The organism is Pseudomonas sp. IT-P100, from assembly GCF_949767185.1.
Lineage (GTDB): Bacteria > Pseudomonadota > Gammaproteobacteria > Pseudomonadales > Pseudomonadaceae > Aquipseudomonas > Aquipseudomonas fluorescens_B.
In genome coordinates this window covers 152,877-169,768 of sequence record NZ_CATKQK010000004.1, presented here as the reverse complement: position 1 = coordinate 169,768, position 16,892 = coordinate 152,877, and the positions used below count along the sequence as shown (strand labels likewise).

General features: G+C 58.8%; 19 protein-coding genes. 10 read left to right on the top strand and 9 right to left on the bottom strand.

Annotation, left to right across the window (positions count from 1 at the left end; genetic code table 11):
• Positions 1-13 precede the first annotated feature (13 nt).
• The 3 genes from ACM6IQ_RS03810 to ACM6IQ_RS03800 all read left to right on the top strand — a co-directional run bounded on the left by ACM6IQ_RS03810 (position 14) and on the right by ACM6IQ_RS03800 (position 2,943).
• Positions 14-1,975: an acetyl/propionyl/methylcrotonyl-CoA carboxylase subunit alpha gene (locus ACM6IQ_RS03810; protein WP_414878092.1), complete on the top strand. Its 1,962-nt coding sequence runs from the start codon at positions 14-16 to the stop codon at positions 1,973-1,975.
• 71 nt (positions 1,976-2,046) lie between these two features.
• Positions 2,047-2,589, top strand: a complete 543-nt coding sequence (locus tag ACM6IQ_RS03805) for an exonuclease domain-containing protein (protein WP_017339982.1) — start codon at positions 2,047-2,049, stop codon at positions 2,587-2,589.
• Positions 2,590-2,658: 69 nt separating this feature from the next.
• Positions 2,659-2,943 carry a pyrimidine/purine nucleoside phosphorylase gene (locus ACM6IQ_RS03800; protein WP_017339983.1) on the top strand — a complete coding sequence of 95 codons (285 nt, stop codon included), beginning with the start codon at positions 2,659-2,661 and terminating at the stop codon, positions 2,941-2,943.
• A gap of 71 nt (positions 2,944-3,014) precedes the next feature.
• Here the strand turns inward: ACM6IQ_RS03800 and ACM6IQ_RS03795 are convergent, their stop codons facing one another.
• A complete protein-coding gene (locus tag ACM6IQ_RS03795) occupies positions 3,015-3,821 on the bottom strand; it encodes an MOSC domain-containing protein (RefSeq protein WP_017339984.1) in 807 nt (268 codons plus the stop codon).
• Positions 3,822-3,933: 112 nt separating this feature from the next.
• Positions 3,934-4,869: a chemotaxis protein CheV gene (locus tag ACM6IQ_RS03790; RefSeq protein ID WP_017339985.1), complete on the bottom strand. Its 936-nt coding sequence runs from the start codon at positions 4,867-4,869 to the stop codon at positions 3,934-3,936.
• Positions 4,870-5,331: 462 nt separating this feature from the next.
• On the opposite strand from ACM6IQ_RS03790, the gene ACM6IQ_RS03785 reads away from it, so the two are divergent.
• The 3 genes from ACM6IQ_RS03785 to ACM6IQ_RS03775 all read left to right on the top strand — a co-directional run bounded on the left by ACM6IQ_RS03785 (position 5,332) and on the right by ACM6IQ_RS03775 (position 7,688).
• The gene (locus ACM6IQ_RS03785; protein WP_017339986.1) at positions 5,332-5,799 is read left to right on the top strand and encodes a hypothetical protein; all 468 of its coding nucleotides are present in this window, start codon (positions 5,332-5,334) and stop codon (positions 5,797-5,799) included.
• A gap of 339 nt (positions 5,800-6,138) precedes the next feature.
• Positions 6,139-7,032: a sensor histidine kinase gene (locus tag ACM6IQ_RS03780; RefSeq protein WP_017339987.1), complete on the top strand. Its 894-nt coding sequence runs from the start codon at positions 6,139-6,141 to the stop codon at positions 7,030-7,032.
• Entirely contained in the window at positions 7,029-7,688 is a 660-nt protein-coding gene (locus tag ACM6IQ_RS03775) for a response regulator transcription factor (protein ID WP_017339988.1), read from the top strand. Before ACM6IQ_RS03780 ends, ACM6IQ_RS03775 begins: the two co-directional genes overlap by 4 nt.
• Here the strand turns inward: ACM6IQ_RS03775 and yegS are convergent.
• The gene (yegS, locus tag ACM6IQ_RS03770; RefSeq protein WP_017339989.1) at positions 7,672-8,589 is read right to left on the bottom strand and encodes a lipid kinase YegS; all 918 of its coding nucleotides are present in this window, start codon (positions 8,587-8,589) and stop codon (positions 7,672-7,674) included. The two genes, ACM6IQ_RS03775 and yegS, sit on opposite strands and share 17 nt — an antisense overlap.
• Positions 8,590-8,815: 226 nt before the next feature.
• Between yegS and ACM6IQ_RS03765 the strand changes: the two genes are divergently transcribed.
• Entirely contained in the window at positions 8,816-9,124 is a 309-nt protein-coding gene (locus tag ACM6IQ_RS03765; protein ID WP_414878106.1) for a hypothetical protein, read from the top strand.
• Between the two features lie 64 nt (positions 9,125-9,188).
• Here the strand turns inward: ACM6IQ_RS03765 and glp are convergent, their stop codons facing one another.
• The gene (gene glp, locus ACM6IQ_RS03760; RefSeq protein ID WP_017339991.1) at positions 9,189-10,415 is read right to left on the bottom strand and encodes a gephyrin-like molybdotransferase Glp; all 1,227 of its coding nucleotides are present in this window, start codon (positions 10,413-10,415) and stop codon (positions 9,189-9,191) included.
• The gene (gene moaB, locus ACM6IQ_RS03755) at positions 10,399-10,938 is read right to left on the bottom strand and encodes a molybdenum cofactor biosynthesis protein B (protein WP_017339992.1); all 540 of its coding nucleotides are present in this window, start codon (positions 10,936-10,938) and stop codon (positions 10,399-10,401) included. The genes glp and moaB overlap by 17 nt, the downstream gene beginning before the upstream one ends.
• 81 nt (positions 10,939-11,019) lie before the next feature.
• On the opposite strand from moaB, the gene mobA reads away from it, so the two are divergent.
• Positions 11,020-11,622 carry a molybdenum cofactor guanylyltransferase MobA gene (gene mobA / locus ACM6IQ_RS03750; RefSeq protein ID WP_414878091.1) on the top strand — a complete coding sequence of 201 codons (603 nt, stop codon included), beginning with the start codon at positions 11,020-11,022 and terminating at the stop codon, positions 11,620-11,622.
• A gap of 78 nt (positions 11,623-11,700) precedes the next feature.
• Complete coding sequence (locus ACM6IQ_RS03745; RefSeq protein WP_017339994.1) at positions 11,701-11,922, top strand: YgdI/YgdR family lipoprotein; 222 nt, start codon at positions 11,701-11,703, stop codon at positions 11,920-11,922.
• Positions 11,923-11,991: 69 nt separating this feature from the next.
• Here ACM6IQ_RS03745 and ACM6IQ_RS03740 read toward each other — a convergent pair whose 3' ends face one another.
• The 3 genes from ACM6IQ_RS03740 to ACM6IQ_RS03730 all read right to left on the bottom strand — a co-directional run bounded on the left by ACM6IQ_RS03740 (position 11,992) and on the right by ACM6IQ_RS03730 (position 13,675).
• Entirely contained in the window at positions 11,992-12,882 is an 891-nt protein-coding gene (locus ACM6IQ_RS03740) for a pseudouridine synthase (protein WP_414878090.1), read from the bottom strand.
• A gap of 71 nt (positions 12,883-12,953) precedes the next feature.
• On the bottom strand, positions 12,954-13,274 hold the full coding sequence (locus ACM6IQ_RS03735; protein WP_017339996.1) for a transcriptional regulator: 321 nt from the start codon (positions 13,272-13,274) through the stop codon (positions 12,954-12,956).
• A gap of 164 nt (positions 13,275-13,438) precedes the next feature.
• Positions 13,439-13,675: a glutaredoxin family protein gene (locus ACM6IQ_RS03730; protein ID WP_017339997.1), complete on the bottom strand. Its 237-nt coding sequence runs from the start codon at positions 13,673-13,675 to the stop codon at positions 13,439-13,441.
• A 208-nt stretch (positions 13,676-13,883) separates the two neighbouring features.
• On the opposite strand from ACM6IQ_RS03730, the gene ACM6IQ_RS03725 reads away from it, so the two are divergent.
• Positions 13,884-15,596, top strand: a complete 1,713-nt coding sequence (locus tag ACM6IQ_RS03725; RefSeq protein WP_414878089.1) for a cation:proton antiporter — start codon at positions 13,884-13,886, stop codon at positions 15,594-15,596.
• Between the two features lies 1 nt (position 15,597).
• Here the strand turns inward: ACM6IQ_RS03725 and ACM6IQ_RS03720 are convergent, their stop codons facing one another.
• Positions 15,598-16,806 carry an ammonium transporter gene (locus ACM6IQ_RS03720; RefSeq protein WP_017339999.1) on the bottom strand — a complete coding sequence of 403 codons (1,209 nt, stop codon included), beginning with the start codon at positions 16,804-16,806 and terminating at the stop codon, positions 15,598-15,600.
• Between the last annotated feature and the right edge of the window lie 86 nt (positions 16,807-16,892).

Genomic DNA, 16,892 nt, shown 5'->3' with positions numbered 1-16,892 from the left:
AAGAGAACAACCCATGCCCGGACTCAGCAAAATCCTGATCGCCAACCGCGGTGAGATCGCCTGTCGCATCCAGCGCACCGCCCAGGCCCTGGGCTACCGCACCGTCGCCGTATTCAGCGACGCAGATGCAGACGCGCTGCACGTACAGATCGCCGACGAAGCCATCAACATCGGCGCGGCCCCGGTGCAGCAATCCTATCTGAACATCCCGGCCATTCTCGACGCCGCCCGCCGCACCGGCGCCGACGCGATCCACCCCGGCTACGGTTTCCTCTCGGAAAACGCCGGGTTCGCCCGCGCCTGCCGAGACGCAGGCATGACCTTCATCGGCCCCAGCCCCGAAGCCATCGAACTGATGGGTAGCAAGCGCCTGTCGAAACTCGCCATGCTCGACGCCGGTGTGCCGTGTATCAAAGGCTATCAGGGCGCCGAGCAGGATGATGCGACGCTGAGCCGCGAAGCCGAACGCATCGGTTTTCCGTTGATGATCAAGGCCAGTGCAGGCGGTGGCGGGCGGGGCATGCGCCTGGTGCACGAGGCCGGCGAGTTGCTGGCGCAGATCCGCACCGCGCGCTCCGAAGCGCTGCATGGGTTTGGCAGCGACGAGCTGATTCTCGAACAAGCGTTGATCGACCCGCGTCACGTCGAGGTTCAACTGTTCGGCGACCAGCAAGGCAACCTGATCTACCTCGGCGAGCGCGACTGTTCGATCCAGCGTCGCCACCAGAAAGTCATCGAGGAAGCGCCCTGCCCGGTCATGACCGCCGAGCTGCGCCAGGCCATGGGCGAAGCAGCGCTCAAGGCCGGTCGTGCGGTGAATTACGTCGGGGCTGGCACCGTGGAGTTTTTGCTGGATGCGCGCGGACAGTTTTATTTTCTGGAAATGAATACCCGGTTGCAGGTGGAACACCCGGTAACGGAACTGATCACTGGCCTGGATCTGGTGGCCTGGCAACTGCACGTCGCCGAAGGGCTGCCGTTACCGTTGCGCCAGGAGCAGGTGCAACTCAGCGGCCATGCCATCGAAGTGCGCTTGTACGCCGAAGACCCGACCCAGACGTTTCTGCCGCAAACCGGGCGGATCGCCGCCTGGGAACCGGCATCGCAGGGCGGCGTACGGATCGATCATGGTCTGATCGAGGGTCAGCAGGTCAGCCCGTTCTACGACCCGCTGCTGGGCAAAATCATCGCCCACGGCGCTACTCGCGAGGAAGCCCGGCGCAAGTTGCTGCGGGCAGTGCAGGACAGCGTGCTGCTCGGTCTTGCCAGTAATCAGCGCCTGCTTGCCAGCCTGTTGGAACATTCGCAATTCATCAGTGGCAAGTTCAGCACCGGGTTCATCCCGACGTATTTTTCCGATCATCCCTGCCTGCATCCTTATGTACCCGGCGCCGAAGAACTGGCGATTGCCGCTGCGCTGTTCTATCAGGCTTCAGCCCAGGCTCATCCCGCCGTGCTGGCCGGTTGGCGCAATAACGCCAGTGTGCCGCTGCACTATCGCATCGGTCTGGAGGATCAGGATTGGCCGGTGCAATTGAACACGGTACCGGGCGAACCCTATCGGATTCAAGCCGCCGGACAGGCCTTCGAACTGAGTGTCATCCAGTGCGACGGGCGCTGGGCCAGCCTGGAAATCGATGGCATCCGCCGGCGTCATGCCTACCGTCTCGACGCCGGGCAACTCTGGCTTTTCACCCGTCCCGGGAGTCTGCGGCTGATGGATTGCACACAGGCGCTGGTCAGTAGCGAGGCCAGCGCCAGCTCCGGCACGCTCAAGGCTCCGATGGACGGCGCCATCGTCGATGTGCTGGTCACTGAAGGCAGCATGGTCAGCAAAGGCCAGCTGCTGGTGGTGCTGGAAGCCATGAAAATGGAGCACCCGTTGAAATCAGGCATCGACGGCGTGCTCAAGCGGCTGCAGGTCAGGGTCGGCGACCAGGTGAAAAATCGTCAGATTTTGTTGGAGGTCGAATAACCCGCTAGGCGGATCCGCCGGGTTTGGCTACGCTCAAACCCTATCAGGATGCGGATACCAGGAACCCTGCAATGCCTCACTGGCTGGTCATTGATCTGGAAGCCACCACCGATGAAGGGGGTTGGCCGGTTACGGAAATGGAAATCATCGAAATCGGTGCCACGCTGGTGGACCGCCAGGGTCGGGAGCTGGATCATTTCCAGCGTTTCGTGCGCCCGTTGCGCCGGCCCCTGCTCACGCCGTTTTGCCGCGAGCTGACCCGCATCACCCAGGCCAGTATCGACAGCGCACAACCGCTAACCGAGGTCTGGCCAGCCTTCGAGCGCTGGCTCGGCCAACATCATTCGCGCTTGGAAGGCTGGGCGAGTTGGGGCGATTACGATCGCAAGCAACTGCTGCAGGAATGGCAGACGCTGCAACTCGACAGCGAACTCAGCCGAGTACCGCACATGAACCTCAAACAGCGCTTTGCCAAGGCCCGACGCCTGGATCGTCCATTGGGGCTCAACGGTGCGCTGCAACTGGCGGGCATGCAGTTCACCGGCCAGCAGCACCGGGCGCTGGAGGATGCGCGCAATACAGCGCGTCTGTTACCGCTGATTCTGCCCCTCTAGAGAGGTGACGCCGCCAAAGGCCTTGTGCATACTGGCCGGCCCTTTTTAGCCCTTTTCGAGGAATCGCCCATGTTTAAAGTCAACGAGTACTTCGACGGCACCGTCAAGTCGATCGCCTTTGGCACCGCTGAAGGTCCTGCGACCATCGGCGTCATGGCTCCGGGCGAATACGAATTCGGCACCAGCCAGCGTGAAATCATGCACGTAGTGACCGGCGCCCTGACCGTCAAACTGCCGGATAGCACCGACTGGGAAACCTTCGAAGCCGGCAGCCAGTTCAACGTGCCAGCCAACAGCAAGTTCCAGCTGAAAGTGGCCGTCGACACCGCTTACCTGTGCGAATACCGCGGCTAACCCCCCAGGTTTTCACCGTACAAAAAAAATGCCCGTGTCACTGGACACGGGCATTTTTCATTCAGGGTCGTTTATTCCAGCACCGTGACCGGCATGCCGACTTCGAGCTGGCCATTGCCATCGTTGACCAGATTCTGGCCGAACATCGCGCCCTCTTCCTGAGCACGGTATTTCTGCAAGGTCGCGAGCGGTTCCCGATCATCGCTGCGCAATCCGGTTTGCGGATCGATGGTGGTCAGAATGCAGCGTGAACACGGTTTGACGACGCGGAACTCGACATCGCCGATGCGGATACGCTTCCAGCCATCCTCGGCGTACGCCTCGCTGCCCTCGATGACCAGATTCGGTCGAAAGCGCAGCATTTCCAGGGGGCGGCCGACTTTCTGCGACAAGTCTTCCAACGACGCTTGCCCGATCAGCAACAACGGGAAACCATCGGCGAAAGCCACCTGATCGTCATCCTTGCCGTAACCTGCCTGAGTGGTGCGCGCACGATCAAGAGGGATTTGCACCAGTCGAGTAGGTTTGCCAATGAATTCGCTGACCCAGGCACCCGCCTCATCACCGGCATCAGGCACGCGCAAACTGTCTTTGAAGATGGTCACGCCGCGCAGTTCAGCGTCGCCGGCAGGCAAGGCGATATTGATTGGCATGTGGCCTGGGGCGCTCAGGGTCAAGCCACCTTCAGCATTCCACAACGCCGACAGCTGGCTCATCTGCCCGACGACACGCTGGGTCAGGAAGCGCCCGCTGGCCTCGTCCACCAGCATCCAGCGACGATCCCCGTCCAGTCCCAGTCTGTCGAGGCCGACCTGTTGCAAGGGCTCGGCCTTGCAGGATTTCAACGGATAACGATAAAGCGCGCTCAGACGCAGCATGGCCAGCTCCCTGGTGGGCAAAAAATGCCACCCTATACGAGCTTTCTCATTGAATCAAAGGCTGAACGTTGCCCACCCCACAGGTCGGTTGTTTGCAGCCTTTGACGCAGTATCAGGCAGGCACTTCGTCGAGCATCAGACGCTGGCGCACCACGTCGACCAGTTTGTCCGGCTGGAATTTGGAGAGGAAGTTGTCGCAGCCTACCTTCTTCACCATCGAGTCGTTGAAGCTGCCGGACAGCGACGTGTGCAGCACCACGTAGAGGCCACGCAGGCGCGGGTCGTTACGGATTTCGGTGGTCAGGCGATAGCCGTCCATTTCCGGCATTTCCGCGTCGGTGAAGACCATCAGCAGTTTGTCGGTCATGTTCACGCCCGTATCGGCCCAGCCCTTGAGCATGTTCAGCGCTTTCAAGCCGTCGCTGGCAATGTGCATCTTCACGCCCAACTGGCCAAGGGTGTCGCGCAATTGCGAGAGCGCCACGTTGGAGTCGTCTACCAGCAGCACTTCACGGCCACGGGCGCGTTCCAGGACCGGATCGTCGAGCTTCTCGCGGGACACCTTGGCGTTGTACGGGACGATTTCGGCGAGAACTTTCTCGACGTCAATGATTTCCACCAACTGATCGTCGACCTTGCTGATGGCGGTCAGGTAATGCTGGCGGCCGGCGCTGGTCGGTGGTGGCAGAATGGCTTCCCAGTTCATGTTGACAATGCGGTCCACGCCGCCAACCAGGAACGCCTGCACCGAGCGGTTGTACTCGGTGACGATGATCGTACTGGTCGGACTTGGCACCAGCGGACGCATACCGATGGCCTGGGACAGGTCAATCACCGGCAGCGTCTGGCCACGCAGGTTCACCACACCGCAGACAAACGGATGGCGCTGCGGCATGAGGGTCAGCTTCGGCAGCTGCAACACTTCCTGCACCTTGAAAACGTTGATCGCGAACAATTGTCGCCCAGCCAGCCGGAACATGAGAATTTCCAGGCGATTCTCACCCACCAGTTGCGTGCGTTGGTCTACCGTGTCGAGAATGCCGGCCATCAATGACTCCTGAGCTTGTTCTGATGAATTCACTAAAGAAGGTTATCGGCTGTTTTTGCCGGACCTTGACCCCCATACAAAATGCCACGCCCAGGCATTGATGTCACATTAACATCATGGTTTACTGAACCCCTCAATTCATCTGCTTCAATCCCGGCGGCGCGACAACAGTTCGCACGTTAGGTTCCCCTGCGTAAGGGATTCCCCTAGTAACAATCAGGCCCAACCTGATATTCGCAATATCCAATAGCCATTAATGTGACGCCATTCTCATTGCATGAACGGAGTCAGGCTTTTGTGTGCGATCGCAGGTCAGTGGCCATCCACCCTCACGAATCCCCCCGCCTGCATCCGCGCCGGCCGGAGCGCGATCTCACAACGGCACTGCAACGCCGGGCCCCTGATGGTCCTGGCCGACACACACGACATTCCCTCATTTGACATGACGTTGTGGAGATAAGCATGCCGAACCGTAAAGAGTGGGCCCAACGGCTTCCGGTGTTTCTGGTCGAGGCTGAAACGCTCCTGGCCAAATCCGAGGAATGTCTGAGTCATTTGCAACTGATCAGTAATGACAAGGATGCCATCGAATGCATGATGAGCACCCTCCTCAAACTGGCCAGCAAGGCCGATGCCCTCGCGTTGGTCGCGGTTTCGGAGTTTTCGCTGCACATTCATGGCCTGCTGAATCATGCCCAGAATCATGTAGACCTGCATGACCAGGCATTGAGCGCGCTGAAAGACTGTTTCACATTGATGGCGTGGCAGCTTGAACTGATCGATCAGAAAACCGGCCAGCTCAGCCTGGATGACAGCGAACAGGCATCGCTGATCGAGGCCTTTGCCTTCCAGGTCGGACAAAGCCAGTTTCAGCCACCCGCTCATTCAAAACCGTTCACGCTCGTTTCTTTCTCGGAACGCCAGGCTTAACTCTCCCGATAACTACGCGATCACACGTATTCTTATTGTCATGCGGCCACTCTGTAACTTGCGCACGCTCATGTCGCAATTGAATACTTCATATCTGTCAACGACAGCTCATTACAAATATCCTTCCCTGCCGGCAAACTTTTTCCATTGTGGAACTCAAGTCCAGACTCTTTATTTCCTGACTGTACGGACATATATACAAACGCGACCAACGGTATCTTAAGTGGTATTATGCCGACCATTAGTTGACGTCAATTAATGGCAGAGTGACTCAGACAGAGACCCGTCAGTCAACATGACCGGTCTGCCCGCAGCGAACATCCATTGGCTCCATCCGCTATGTACGCCAGCCTCAAGTCAATCACCACGTGGCCACCCTCCCGAGAAAACGCGCGCCGGTTCACGCTATTGCTGTGTACCTGCTCGGCGCTCGGCAGTCTGGCGATCTATAGCCTGTCCACTCGCCTGCCACTCAGTCTGCTGCTGCTGAATATGGCGGCGCTGGCTTGCGTCCTGGCGCAGCATTGCCTCTCGCGCAAGTCTATAAAGTTCGAACCACAAGAGCTGGCCGACCGATTATTGAAGGTTCAGGAAAACGAACGGCACCGACTCAGTCGGGAACTGCATGACGATATCGGCCAGTTACTGACTGCGGCAAAACTTCAAAGTGAATGGCTGAAACGTCGAATGCCCGAAGAGCTGCAAGATCAATGCTCAACGCTCTGCGACACGCTGGAAGAAACCCTGACCAAAGTTCGTGACGTGTCGGCCATTCTCAATCCCAGGCAGCTGACCAGCCTTGGGCTGGAAGCCAGTCTGCGTGCACATTTGCTCAAGACACTGGCTAATACGCAGGTGCACTGGAGCCTGGAATGCCACTCACGATTGACCGGCATCCCGGAAGAAATGGCCGTCGCCGCCTTTCGAATCACCCAGGAAGCGGTGACCAATATATTGCGCCACGCCGAAGCGAAAAATCTGTTGGTTCGCCTGCAACGCCAGCCTCAAGGCCTGACGCTGTTGATCAGCGATGACGGCCTGGGTTTCGCGCCGGCGACAGATCCCGGCCGTGAGGGACAACGTGGAATGGCCGGGATGTCGGAACGGATCGACCAGTTGGGCGGTACGCTGTGCGTGACCAGCGAGCCGGGCAAAGGCACTCAAATCGAAGCTCTCTTCCCGTGGGCGCCACGTGCGCTGGAACGGGCCAGTACGAATAAGGTTTTGCATTGACTTGTAACTTACTTTTGGTGGATGACCACTCGCTGATCAGAGCTGGCGTGCGCGCTCTGGTGCTGGATATTCCCGGCTACGCGGTAATCGGCGAGGCCAATGACGGCTCGCAGTTGCTCGAGATGGTCGAGCGACTGTCCCCGGACATCGTGCTGCTGGATATTTCCATGAAGGAAACCGGAGGCCTTGAAGCTTTGCAGCGACTCAAGCGAGTACACCCGCAAAGCAAAGTGTTGATCCTGTCGATGCACACTGACCCGGCGCTCATCATGCAGGCACTGGAATCTGGCGCTCACGGCTACCTGCTCAAGGACACAACCGCCACCGAACTCGAACATGCGCTGGATGCCCTGCGCAACAACGAGCGCTACCTGAGCCCGGCCATTGCCCATACCGTCATCAACCAGGCGCTGACCCGCAACCAGAAACACCAGCCGGAACCCGCCGACTCGCACAACCTGACCGCGCGCCAGCTGGAAATCCTGCGACTGATCGTTCGCGGAAAATCCACCCGGGAAATCGCCAACGGCCTGGGCCTGAGCATCAAGACGGTTGAAACCCATCGCTCGCAGATCATGAAGCGCTTGCAGATCTACGATGTGGCGGGCCTGGTCCTCTTCGCCGTGCGTGAGCAAATCATCAGCCTGGACGATTGATCGCTGCCGGGACACTCAGCAGTGGCGAATGCTCGGGCAAATGCACCCGCAGTGCCGCCGGGCGCGCCGAGAAGCGCAGGCTTTCGCCTTCCAGCGGTTCGCCATCAAGGTTGATGTAGAGGCCCTCCGAGACCTTGATCTCGACCCATGGCAAGCGCGCGCGCACAAACATGTTGTCGATACCGAAACCATCGGCAAGCAAGCTTTTCAATGTTCCGACCACTTCCTGCGGTGCAGGCAGAATGCTGATATCCAGCAGACCGTCGTCTGCCAGTGCGTGCGGGCACAGCATATGACCGCCGCCCGCCTGACGGCCATTGCCGATGCCCAACGCCAGCAACTCGCCACTCCACTGAAAATCCGGGCCATGCAGCTCACCATAGGCCGCATGCAATTCACTGAAGCGTGATAAACCGGTGAACAGATAAGCCGCGCCACCCAGTACTTTTTTCAAGTCTTCAGAGGTGTTCGCCGTGACCTGGCTACCGAAGCCGCCCGTGGCCATGTTCAGGAACACCTGACCGCCGACCTCGCCCAAATCGATGGCACGGGGTTCAGCGTCCAGAAGTTTCAAGGCTTGATCAGGTTCCAGCGGCACACCCGCGGCGCGGGCGAAATCGTTGGCGGTTCCCAATGGCATCAGCACCAGACTGGCCTGCGTCGAATGCGCGGCCATTGCCTCGGCAATATCGCGCAACGTCCCGTCGCCACCGCCGGCGATGAGCTGCTTGTAGCCCGCCGCCAGCGCTTCGTCTACCAACCGCTGTGCGTCGCCGGCCTCCCAGGTCAGTCGGACAGCCAATTCCCAGCCTTGTGAGCGCTTTTCTTCGACGGCTGCCCGGACCTCCTCGTTGAGCGCCTGCTTGCCGTGCAGAATCAACAGTGCCTTGCGTTCGCCCATTGTGGTCACTCCCATGATTGAATTCCGTATGGGAAATGTGACCTCACTGCGCCCCATAAAAGTCGCAAAAAAATGAATTATTTCAAGTCGAACCGTATTGAGGTCCTACAAGGTGGGATTTTTTCTTACAAAACCTGAGGAATCGGCTCAATTGACCCTCAACCCTGATTGGTACAACTTGGCGGTACGGTTTATCCGTCATCAGCAGGAACTACAGGGACGTATCATGCAAAGCCATGACATCAGGATGCCGGTTACTCCGGTCACACCGCTCGCAGAAAGGCGGGCCAGCTATCAAACCGAATTCAATAAGTGCGCCAAAACCACTGGAGAAGTTGAAATGGAACCTCGAGTCGTTGAACTGGAAACACACCTCGAATACATCCGCAGAGACATGGAAGAAGTCCGGGGTGACGTCAGGTCCATCAAACACAGGCTCGCCTATTCGGCCGGCGGCACAGCCGTGGTTCTCGGGCTTCTGGGGTGGATCGCCAACAGTCGGTTCGACCAGTTGGTGGCACTTCTCGCTCGATAAGAGGACGCCATGAACGCAAAACCCGGTTCGATGAACCGGGTTTGTATGACAGATGCGGCAGGTATCAGCCCAGGACTTCGCTCAGCGGAATGAAGCCTACGCTGTCACCTTCCACCAATGTGCGATCTTCTCGCACTTCGACCAGACCATCGGCCCACGCTGCGCTGCGCAACACACCCGAACTCTGATTCTTGTAAATGATTGCCCGGCCGTTCTCCAGACGTCCTCGCAAATACTCGCGTCGATTGCCTGCCTTGGGCCATACAAATCCTGCAGGCACCTGCACCTTCAAGGGGTCAACGTCTTTTACACCCTGACGGCGCAAGAGATAGGGCCTCGCCAACAGGGCGAAGGTCACCAGAGTCGACGCCGGGTTACCGGGTAGCCCGATCACCGGAACCCCACGAAAATGCCCGAACGTCAGTGGCTTGCCCGGTTTGATTGCGAGCTTCCACAACGTGAGCTCGCCCTCTTCCCGCAGGGCAATGCCCAGAAAATCGGCTTCACCTACCGATACGCCACCGGTCGACAGTATCAGGTCGACATCCTTCAACTCGCCAAGGCGAGCACGCGTCGTCTCAAGGTTATCCGCAAGAATTCCGGCGTCGATCACTTCACAGCCCAAGCGCTGCAACCAGCTGCAGAGCAACACTCGGTTGCTGTTGTAGATCTGGCCCGGCCCAAGCGCCTGACCCGGTTCAATCAGTTCATCGCCGGTGGAGAGTACCGCAACGCGGACCTTGCGAATCACATCCAGCTCGGCGCATCCCAGTGATGCAGCGAGCCCCTGCTCGATCGGGCCAAGGCGTGTGCCCGCAGCCAGAATCAACTCACCGACGGTGGTTTCCTGGCCTTTGGGGCGGATGTTTTGTCCTGACGTGAGGACCTCGAGGAAACGTACTCGCTCATCCGCCAGTACCTCGGCGTTTTCCTGCATCTCGACGCAGTCTGCACCCGCAGGAACAGGCGCACCGGTGAAAATTCGTGCGCAGGTGCCGGGCTTCAATGGTTCCGGAGCGTTACCTGCAAAAATCTTCTGGCTGACGGACAACGGCTCTCCCGTCCAGTCGGCCATGCGCAAGGCGTATCCGTCCATCGCACTGTTGGGCCACGGCGGCAGATCAAGTGTCGAGACTAGGTCAGCGGCCAACACACGACCTTGAACCTGCGCCAACGGCAAGCGTTCACGCGCGGCAATCGGCGTGGCTTCGGCCATTTCCAGCAAGCGCGCCAGCGCCACCTCGACAGCCATCAGGCTGCCTGTCTTGCCTGGCTTACCCGCGGGATTCACAGGGTGCCGCCTGTTTCAGATGAGCAACGAAATTGCACGGGCGGTGCCGGGAGTCCAGTTGTTCGGCAAGAATGCCATCCCAGCCGGTGCGCACGGCGTTGGTCGAGCCCGGCAAGCAGCACACCAACGTGCCGTTGGCGAGACCGGCCAGGGCACGGGATTGCACAGTGGAGGTGCCAATATCCGCCACCGATATCTGGCGGAACAGCTCACCAAAGCCGTCGACCTGCTTGTCGAGCAGGCAGCTGACCGCTTCGGGGGTGCTGTCTCGCCCCGTGAAGCCAGTGCCGCCGGTGATCAACACGACCTGCACGACATCGTCGGCAATCCAGTTGGCAACTTGCGCGCGAATTTTGTAGAGATCATCTTTGAGCAAAACCCGGAAGGCCAGGTTATGGCCGGCAGCGCTCAAGCGGTCAACAAAGACCTGGCCTGACGTGTCGGTTTCCAGGGTACGGGTGTCGCTGACCGTCAGCACCGCAATGTTGAGCGGCGCGAAAGGTACATCAGCCTTGGCTTTCATAGGCTCGTCCAGTTGTAGGAGAAACAGCCCGGTGTTATATCACAGCGCTCTCTTTTTTTACTGCCCCCATGGAGCCCTGCCATGACCTTGAATACACAGTTGCCATCCTGCTCCATTTTGCTCCTCGCAGGTGGTCGCGGCCAACGTATGGGCGGTCAGGACAAGGGCTTGATCGAGTGGCACGGTGAGCCGCTGATTGCGCATCTTCATCGCATAACCCGCTCGCTGAGTGACGACCTGATCATCTCCTGCAACAGGAACCTGGAAAAGTACGCGCCCTACGCCGACCAGTTGGTCCATGATGACGAAGGTGACTTTCCCGGGCCCTTGGCCGGTATTCGTGCAGGCCTGAAGGCCGCCCGCCATGAATCTCTGATGGTTTTGCCGTGCGATGTACCACGCATCGATGCCGCCCTGCTCCACAGCATGCGCGAAGCGGCCAGCCAGCATCCGGACACCCCCCTGATGTTGCGTCATGGAGAGCACTGGGAACCCTTGCTGTGCATCATCCCCGTAGCCCTGGGCGAAGCATTCGAAAAGGCCTGGCAGGAAGGCGAACGCAGCCCGGGCCGCCTGATGCGAAAACTGGGCGCGATTGCTCTGCAATGCCCTGAAAACGATCCTCGCCTGGCCAACCTTAATACCCCGGAGTTGCTGAGCGCTCACAACAACGTGTCAGATTGACACTAGCCAAGGAACTTGCACGCGTTGTATACGTCTCACGCTCAGTAACTAAAAGAATTCCTATTCGGAGACACACTCATGACACAACGGACCCTCGCCACTTTCATGCTCGCCTTGGGCCTCGCGACCCTTGCCGGTTGCGCATCGCCTACTGTGATCACCTTGAATGACGGTCGCGAAATCCAGGCCGTCGACACGCCAAAGTATGACGACGAAGCAGGTTTCTACGAGTTCGAACAGTTGGACGGCAAGCAAACCCGCGTGAACAAGGATCAGGTTCGTACCGTTAAAGAGTTGTAATTCTTGCGGCGATACCGGATACAGAAAAGCCCGCTTTAAGCGGGCTTTTTCGTGGCTGAAAAACGGCTATCACCATTGCAGGGTGATGGCACTTTCAAAGTCTCTTCGCTCACCGGTAACCGGGTCCACAAACCGCAATCCCTGTGCCAGAAGCTTCAACGGGTTGGCATAGTCGTCTACGACATCCTTGAGCACGTGCGGATAGAACGGGTCATTGCAGATGCTGGCGCCCAGTGCCGTCATGTGTACCCGCAGCTGGTGCTTCTTGCCCGTCACCGGGTAAAGCCCGTAGCGCCAGAGATCACCGTTCTTCTCCCTGACTTCGACAGCCGTCTCGGTGTTGCTGACGCCCGGTCCTTCCTGCATGCGGAAGAAAGGCTCGCCATCGATGAGCCGACTCTTGTGGACCAGGGGGAAGGCCCGTTCGGGCAATGCCCTGGCAATGGCTTCATAACGTTTTTCGATTTGCCGCGTGGGAAACAACGACTGGTAGGCGGAACGGCTCTGAGGATTGGCTGAAAACAGCACCAGCCCTGCCGTATGCCGGTCAATCCGATGCAAAGGCACGAGGTGCGGGTTATCGAGTCGGCGAATCAGCCTCCGTAGTAGCGTCTGCTCGACGTATTCGCCCGCCGGCGTCACCGGCAAAAAATGTGGCTTGTCTGCCACCACCAGATGCTCGTCGGCATACAGGATCGACTCGATCACAGGGATCGGCTTTTCGTCCGGTACTTCCCGAAAATAGTGAATTCGCAGACCTTCCTTGTAGGCAAGATCGGCGGCGATTGGCGCGCCATCCCCGTCAAGGACGCGGCCACGAGCAATTCTGTCCAGCCATTGTTCACGACCGATGGCGCTGAAGTGTTCACTCAGGCAATCGAGCACGGTCTGCCACGGCCCAGGCGGCAAGTAGAGTGTGCTGGCCTGGTTGTGTGCAGCAGAAAAAGATGAAGTGGACATACGAACGCTCTGACTCTCGATACAGGGCGGCATTATCCAGCAGTGGCCGGAACGAACCTAGAAGAGAATCCTCAGGCCGGAATCGACTGCGAGCGTGCCGCCGCTTCAGTGAACTCCTTGAGCCAGCGCAACACATCGACCGCTTCCCAGCGCCCCGGATCATAAAGTGCGTACAACAACCCCTGATAGCCCACGACATCCAGTTGGCGGTGATAACCCGCACGCTGGAAAAGTGCCTCGATTTCGGCGAAACAGGTATTGAAATGCAGCTTGTTGAACGGAGTTTTCCCTTCCGTGACCAGACCATCCAGTTGCAACTCGAGGACGGCTTCACGCACCACGTCCACCGACATCCGGTTCACGCTGTTCTTCAATTGTTCGACATTGACCACGATTCTTCCCTCTGACTTCCGGGATCACCTGCCCAATCCCCAACAGGGCAGACATGACAGGCAATCCGAGCAACTGTATGAACATACAGTAACCGAATAACCTGAATTTCGCCAATGACCGGAACGAAGACCGCGACGGATGGGGCTCGCAAAAGGTGTCCAGCTCAGCGCAGGAATGCCACAACCTGCTCGGAATCAAAGGGCCAGGCAAGTTCGGCGCCGTTATCGCAACGTCGCAGCACCGGAATGCGCAAACTGTAGGCTTCGAACCATGATTCGTCCTCAGCAATATCCACCAGTTCAACCAGCAGACCGTGCTCGACAAATGCCATCAGCATGGCTTCGGCCACTTCACAAAGATGGCACCCAATGGTGCCGAAAAGCTGACATTCAGGAGGCATGAGCACAGGACCCGGCAAAGTAGACGTACATTCTAGGCCTGCGATCAAAAGCAGTCGAGTCACTGCCCAACGCGACCGGAGAAGGTTGAATTCAAAGAATTTCGGCAAACTCCTGACTCAAATCATTCGGACTGGATGTCATTTACGCGACCCTTGCCGCTTTTTTGCCTCTACGCTTGAGTAGCCAGCGCTTGTCATTGGAGTTTTCGTGTTCGCCAACCTTCTGATCATTCTCGCCTCCTCCCTGGTGGTGATTGCACTGTTCCAGCGCCTGCGCCTGCCACCGGTGCTGGGTTACCTGTGCGTGGGGCTGATGATCGGCCCGACGGCGTTCAACTGGGTCAATGAAAGCGAAGACCTGCCCGACCTCGCCGAGCTCGGGGTGGTGTTCCTGCTGTTCTCCCTCGGGCTGGAATTTTCCCTGTCGAAAATGCTCGCCTTGCGCAAAGTCGTGTTCAGGCTCGGCAGCCAGCAAGTACTGATAACTGCGGTACTGCTGGGGGGGTTGCTGATGCTGTTCGGCATGTCGGCGACACCTGCGATGCTGCTCGGAGCCGGCCTGTCGCTGTCTTCCACGGCCATTGTCAGCAAGGAACTGGGCAGTCTGGGCGAGATTTTCAGCAGCCACGGACAAAATGCCATCGCCGTATTGCTGTTCCAGGACATCGTGGCAGTGTTGCTGCTGACTCTCGTGCCGGTGTTCGCCGGCAACAGCGATCAGGCCTGGTACTGGGCGTTACCTGTGACGCTCGGCAAGACCGTTTTGCTCTTCGTCGGCCTGCTGATGGCCAGTCGCTGGTTGTTGCCACGGCTGTTTCATGAAGTGGCGGCCGCCCGTTCCGCGGAACTGTTTGTACTGTTGGCACTGGTGATTGTTCTGCTCACGGCCTGGCTCACTCACTTGCTCGGGCTCTCCCCTGCCCTGGGCGCCTTTCTCGCCGGAATGTTGCTCGGAGAAAGCCACTACCGCCATCAGATCGAAGCCGATATCCGGCCGTTCCGCGACATTCTGCTCGGGGTGTTCTTCGTCAGCATTGGCATGCTCATCGATTTGCAGTTGTTCCTCAGCCACGGCTTGCTGATCCTCGGGCTGACCCTGGGGTTGCTGCTGATCAAGGGTTGCGTGGTCGCCTTGCTGGTCAAATGGCGCGGAAACGATGTTGAAACGGCCTGGCGCAGCGGTCTGGCACTGGCCCAGGGTGGCGAGTTCTGCTTCGCATTGATGGCTCAGATGCAACAGAACAAGATGATGCCCGCCGACCTCGGCGGGCTGTTGCTGGCCGCGACCTTCTGCTCGATGCTGCTAACGCCACTGTTGCTGCGCGCGGCGCCTCACATCGCCACACGCCTGCACCGCAAGCCCAACGAAGAAGCCAAACTCGAGGAAATAAGCACGCTTAACGCCGGATTGCACAGCCATGTGGTGATCTGTGGCTACGGTCGCGTAGGCCAGTCCATCGGGCGAGCGCTGCGTAACGCGATGCAGCCCTATATCGCGCTGGACACCGATCCGGTGCGTGTCCAGGAAGCCGCCGTGGGTGAAACCTGTGTGCACTATGGCGACTCACGGCGCGGTGAACTGCTACTGGCGGTAGGGCTGGCCCGCGCGAGGCTGCTGGTGATAGCCGTGGACCAGGCCGATATCGCGTTGCTGATTCTCAAGGAGGCGCGCCGATTAAACTCGACCGTTCCCATCCTGGTACGTACTCGCGACGACAGCCAACTGGCCGAGTTGAAAGCTGCCGGCGCCAGCGAAGTCGTACCCGAATTACTGGAGTCGAGCCTGATGCTAGCCTCCCACGCGTTGATCATGCTGGGTTTACCCGCGCATCAGGTCCAGGAGCGGGCCGACCAGATACGACATGACCGCTATCGCCTGTTGCACGGTTTGTATCCCGGCGCCAACGATGAAGAGAACTGACTCAATCCTGGCTCACGGCGCCGATCTTGTGCACCGACAGGTCTGCGCCGTAATACTCTTCTTCCTGGCTCAGACGCAGGCCATGAAGCGCCTTGATCACACCATACACCGCGAAGCCACCGGCCAGCGCCACGACCACGCCCAGCGTGGTTCCGATCAACTGGCTGATCAGGCTCACACCGCCCAGACCACCCAATGCACTTTGGCCAAAGATACCGCAAGCGACTCCACCCCAGACCCCGCACAGGCCATGCAACGGCCAGACCCCCAATACGTCATCGATGTGCCATTTGCCTTGGGCAGCAGTAAAGCACCAGACAAACAGCGCCCCGGCGATGGCGCCTGTGGCCAGCGCCCCTACCGGATGCATCAGATCGGAACCGGCGCAGATTGCCACCAGCCCGGCCAGCGGGCCGTTATGCAGAAAGCCCGGGTCATTGCGCCCGACAATCAGCGCCGCCACGGTGCCGCCGACCATGGCCATCAGCGAGTTCACCGCCACCAGCCCGCTGACCCCTTGCAAGGTTTGCGCACTCATCACGTTGAAACCGAACCAGCCAACGATCAGGATCCACGACCCCAACGCCAGGAACGGGATGCTCGAGGGTGCAAACGCCACCAGCTTTCCGTCGCGATAGCGACCTTGTCTTGGCCCGAGCAACAACACCGCCGCCAGCGCCAGCCAGCCGCCCATGGCGTGAACCACCACCGAGCCGGCGAAATCGTGGAAACCTGCGCCAAAGCGTTCCAGCAACCAGGCTTGCAGGCCAAAGTTACCGTTCCAGATCATGCCTTCGAAAAACGGATAGATGAACGCCACGATCAGCGCCGTCGCACACAACTGTGGTACGAACCGCGCGCGCTCGGCGATGCCGCCGGAAATGATCGCAGGTATCGCTGCCGCGAACGTCAGCAGAAAGAAAAACTTCACCAGGCCATAACCATGATCGGCATTGATCACTGCCGCCGGTTGCAGAAAGGTCACCCCATAGGAAATCCAATAGCCTATAAAGAAGTAGGCCAGGGTCGAAATGGCGAAGTCGCTGAGGATCTTCGACAACGCGTTGACCTGGTTCTTCTGTCGAACCGTACCGACTTCGAGAAAGGCAAAACCGGCATGCATGGCCAAAACCATGACAGCACCAATCAGGATGAACAACGTGTTGGAGCTATGGACCAGACTGTCCACAGCGCTTTGCAGATTTTCCATGATGTTGGCAGACCTGAAGGCTAAAAAAGCACCAAAGCAGTTCGCGCAGACAATTCATGCACCAAATTGCAACCTTCCAGGATCTA

Excerpts from the sequence above, each read along its gene's own strand:
- ACM6IQ_RS03810 (WP_414878092.1), top strand. The coding sequence starts at position 14 with ATGCCCGGACTCAGCAAAATCCTGATCGCCAACCGCGGTGAGATCGCC.
- ACM6IQ_RS03805 (WP_017339982.1), top strand. The coding sequence starts at position 2,047 with ATGCCTCACTGGCTGGTCATTGATCTGGAAGCCACCACCGATGAAGGG.
- ACM6IQ_RS03800 (WP_017339983.1), top strand. The coding sequence starts at position 2,659 with ATGTTTAAAGTCAACGAGTACTTCGACGGCACCGTCAAGTCGATCGCC.
- ACM6IQ_RS03795 (WP_017339984.1), bottom strand. The coding sequence starts at position 3,821 with ATGCTGCGTCTGAGCGCGCTTTATCGTTATCCGTTGAAATCCTGCAAG.
- ACM6IQ_RS03790 (WP_017339985.1), bottom strand. The coding sequence starts at position 4,869 with ATGGCCGGCATTCTCGACACGGTAGACCAACGCACGCAACTGGTGGGT.
- ACM6IQ_RS03785 (WP_017339986.1), top strand. The coding sequence starts at position 5,332 with ATGCCGAACCGTAAAGAGTGGGCCCAACGGCTTCCGGTGTTTCTGGTC.
- ACM6IQ_RS03780 (WP_017339987.1), top strand. The coding sequence starts at position 6,139 with ATGTACGCCAGCCTCAAGTCAATCACCACGTGGCCACCCTCCCGAGAA.
- yegS (WP_017339989.1), bottom strand. The coding sequence starts at position 8,589 with ATGGGCGAACGCAAGGCACTGTTGATTCTGCACGGCAAGCAGGCGCTC.
- ACM6IQ_RS03765 (WP_414878106.1), top strand. The coding sequence starts at position 8,816 with ATGCAAAGCCATGACATCAGGATGCCGGTTACTCCGGTCACACCGCTC.
- moaB (WP_017339992.1), bottom strand. The coding sequence starts at position 10,938 with ATGAAAGCCAAGGCTGATGTACCTTTCGCGCCGCTCAACATTGCGGTG.
- mobA (WP_414878091.1), top strand. The coding sequence starts at position 11,020 with ATGACCTTGAATACACAGTTGCCATCCTGCTCCATTTTGCTCCTCGCA.
- ACM6IQ_RS03745 (WP_017339994.1), top strand. The coding sequence starts at position 11,701 with ATGACACAACGGACCCTCGCCACTTTCATGCTCGCCTTGGGCCTCGCG.
- ACM6IQ_RS03740 (WP_414878090.1), bottom strand. The coding sequence starts at position 12,882 with ATGTCCACTTCATCTTTTTCTGCTGCACACAACCAGGCCAGCACACTC.
- ACM6IQ_RS03730 (WP_017339997.1), bottom strand. The coding sequence starts at position 13,675 with ATGCCTCCTGAATGTCAGCTTTTCGGCACCATTGGGTGCCATCTTTGT.
- ACM6IQ_RS03720 (WP_017339999.1), bottom strand. The coding sequence starts at position 16,806 with ATGGAAAATCTGCAAAGCGCTGTGGACAGTCTGGTCCATAGCTCCAAC.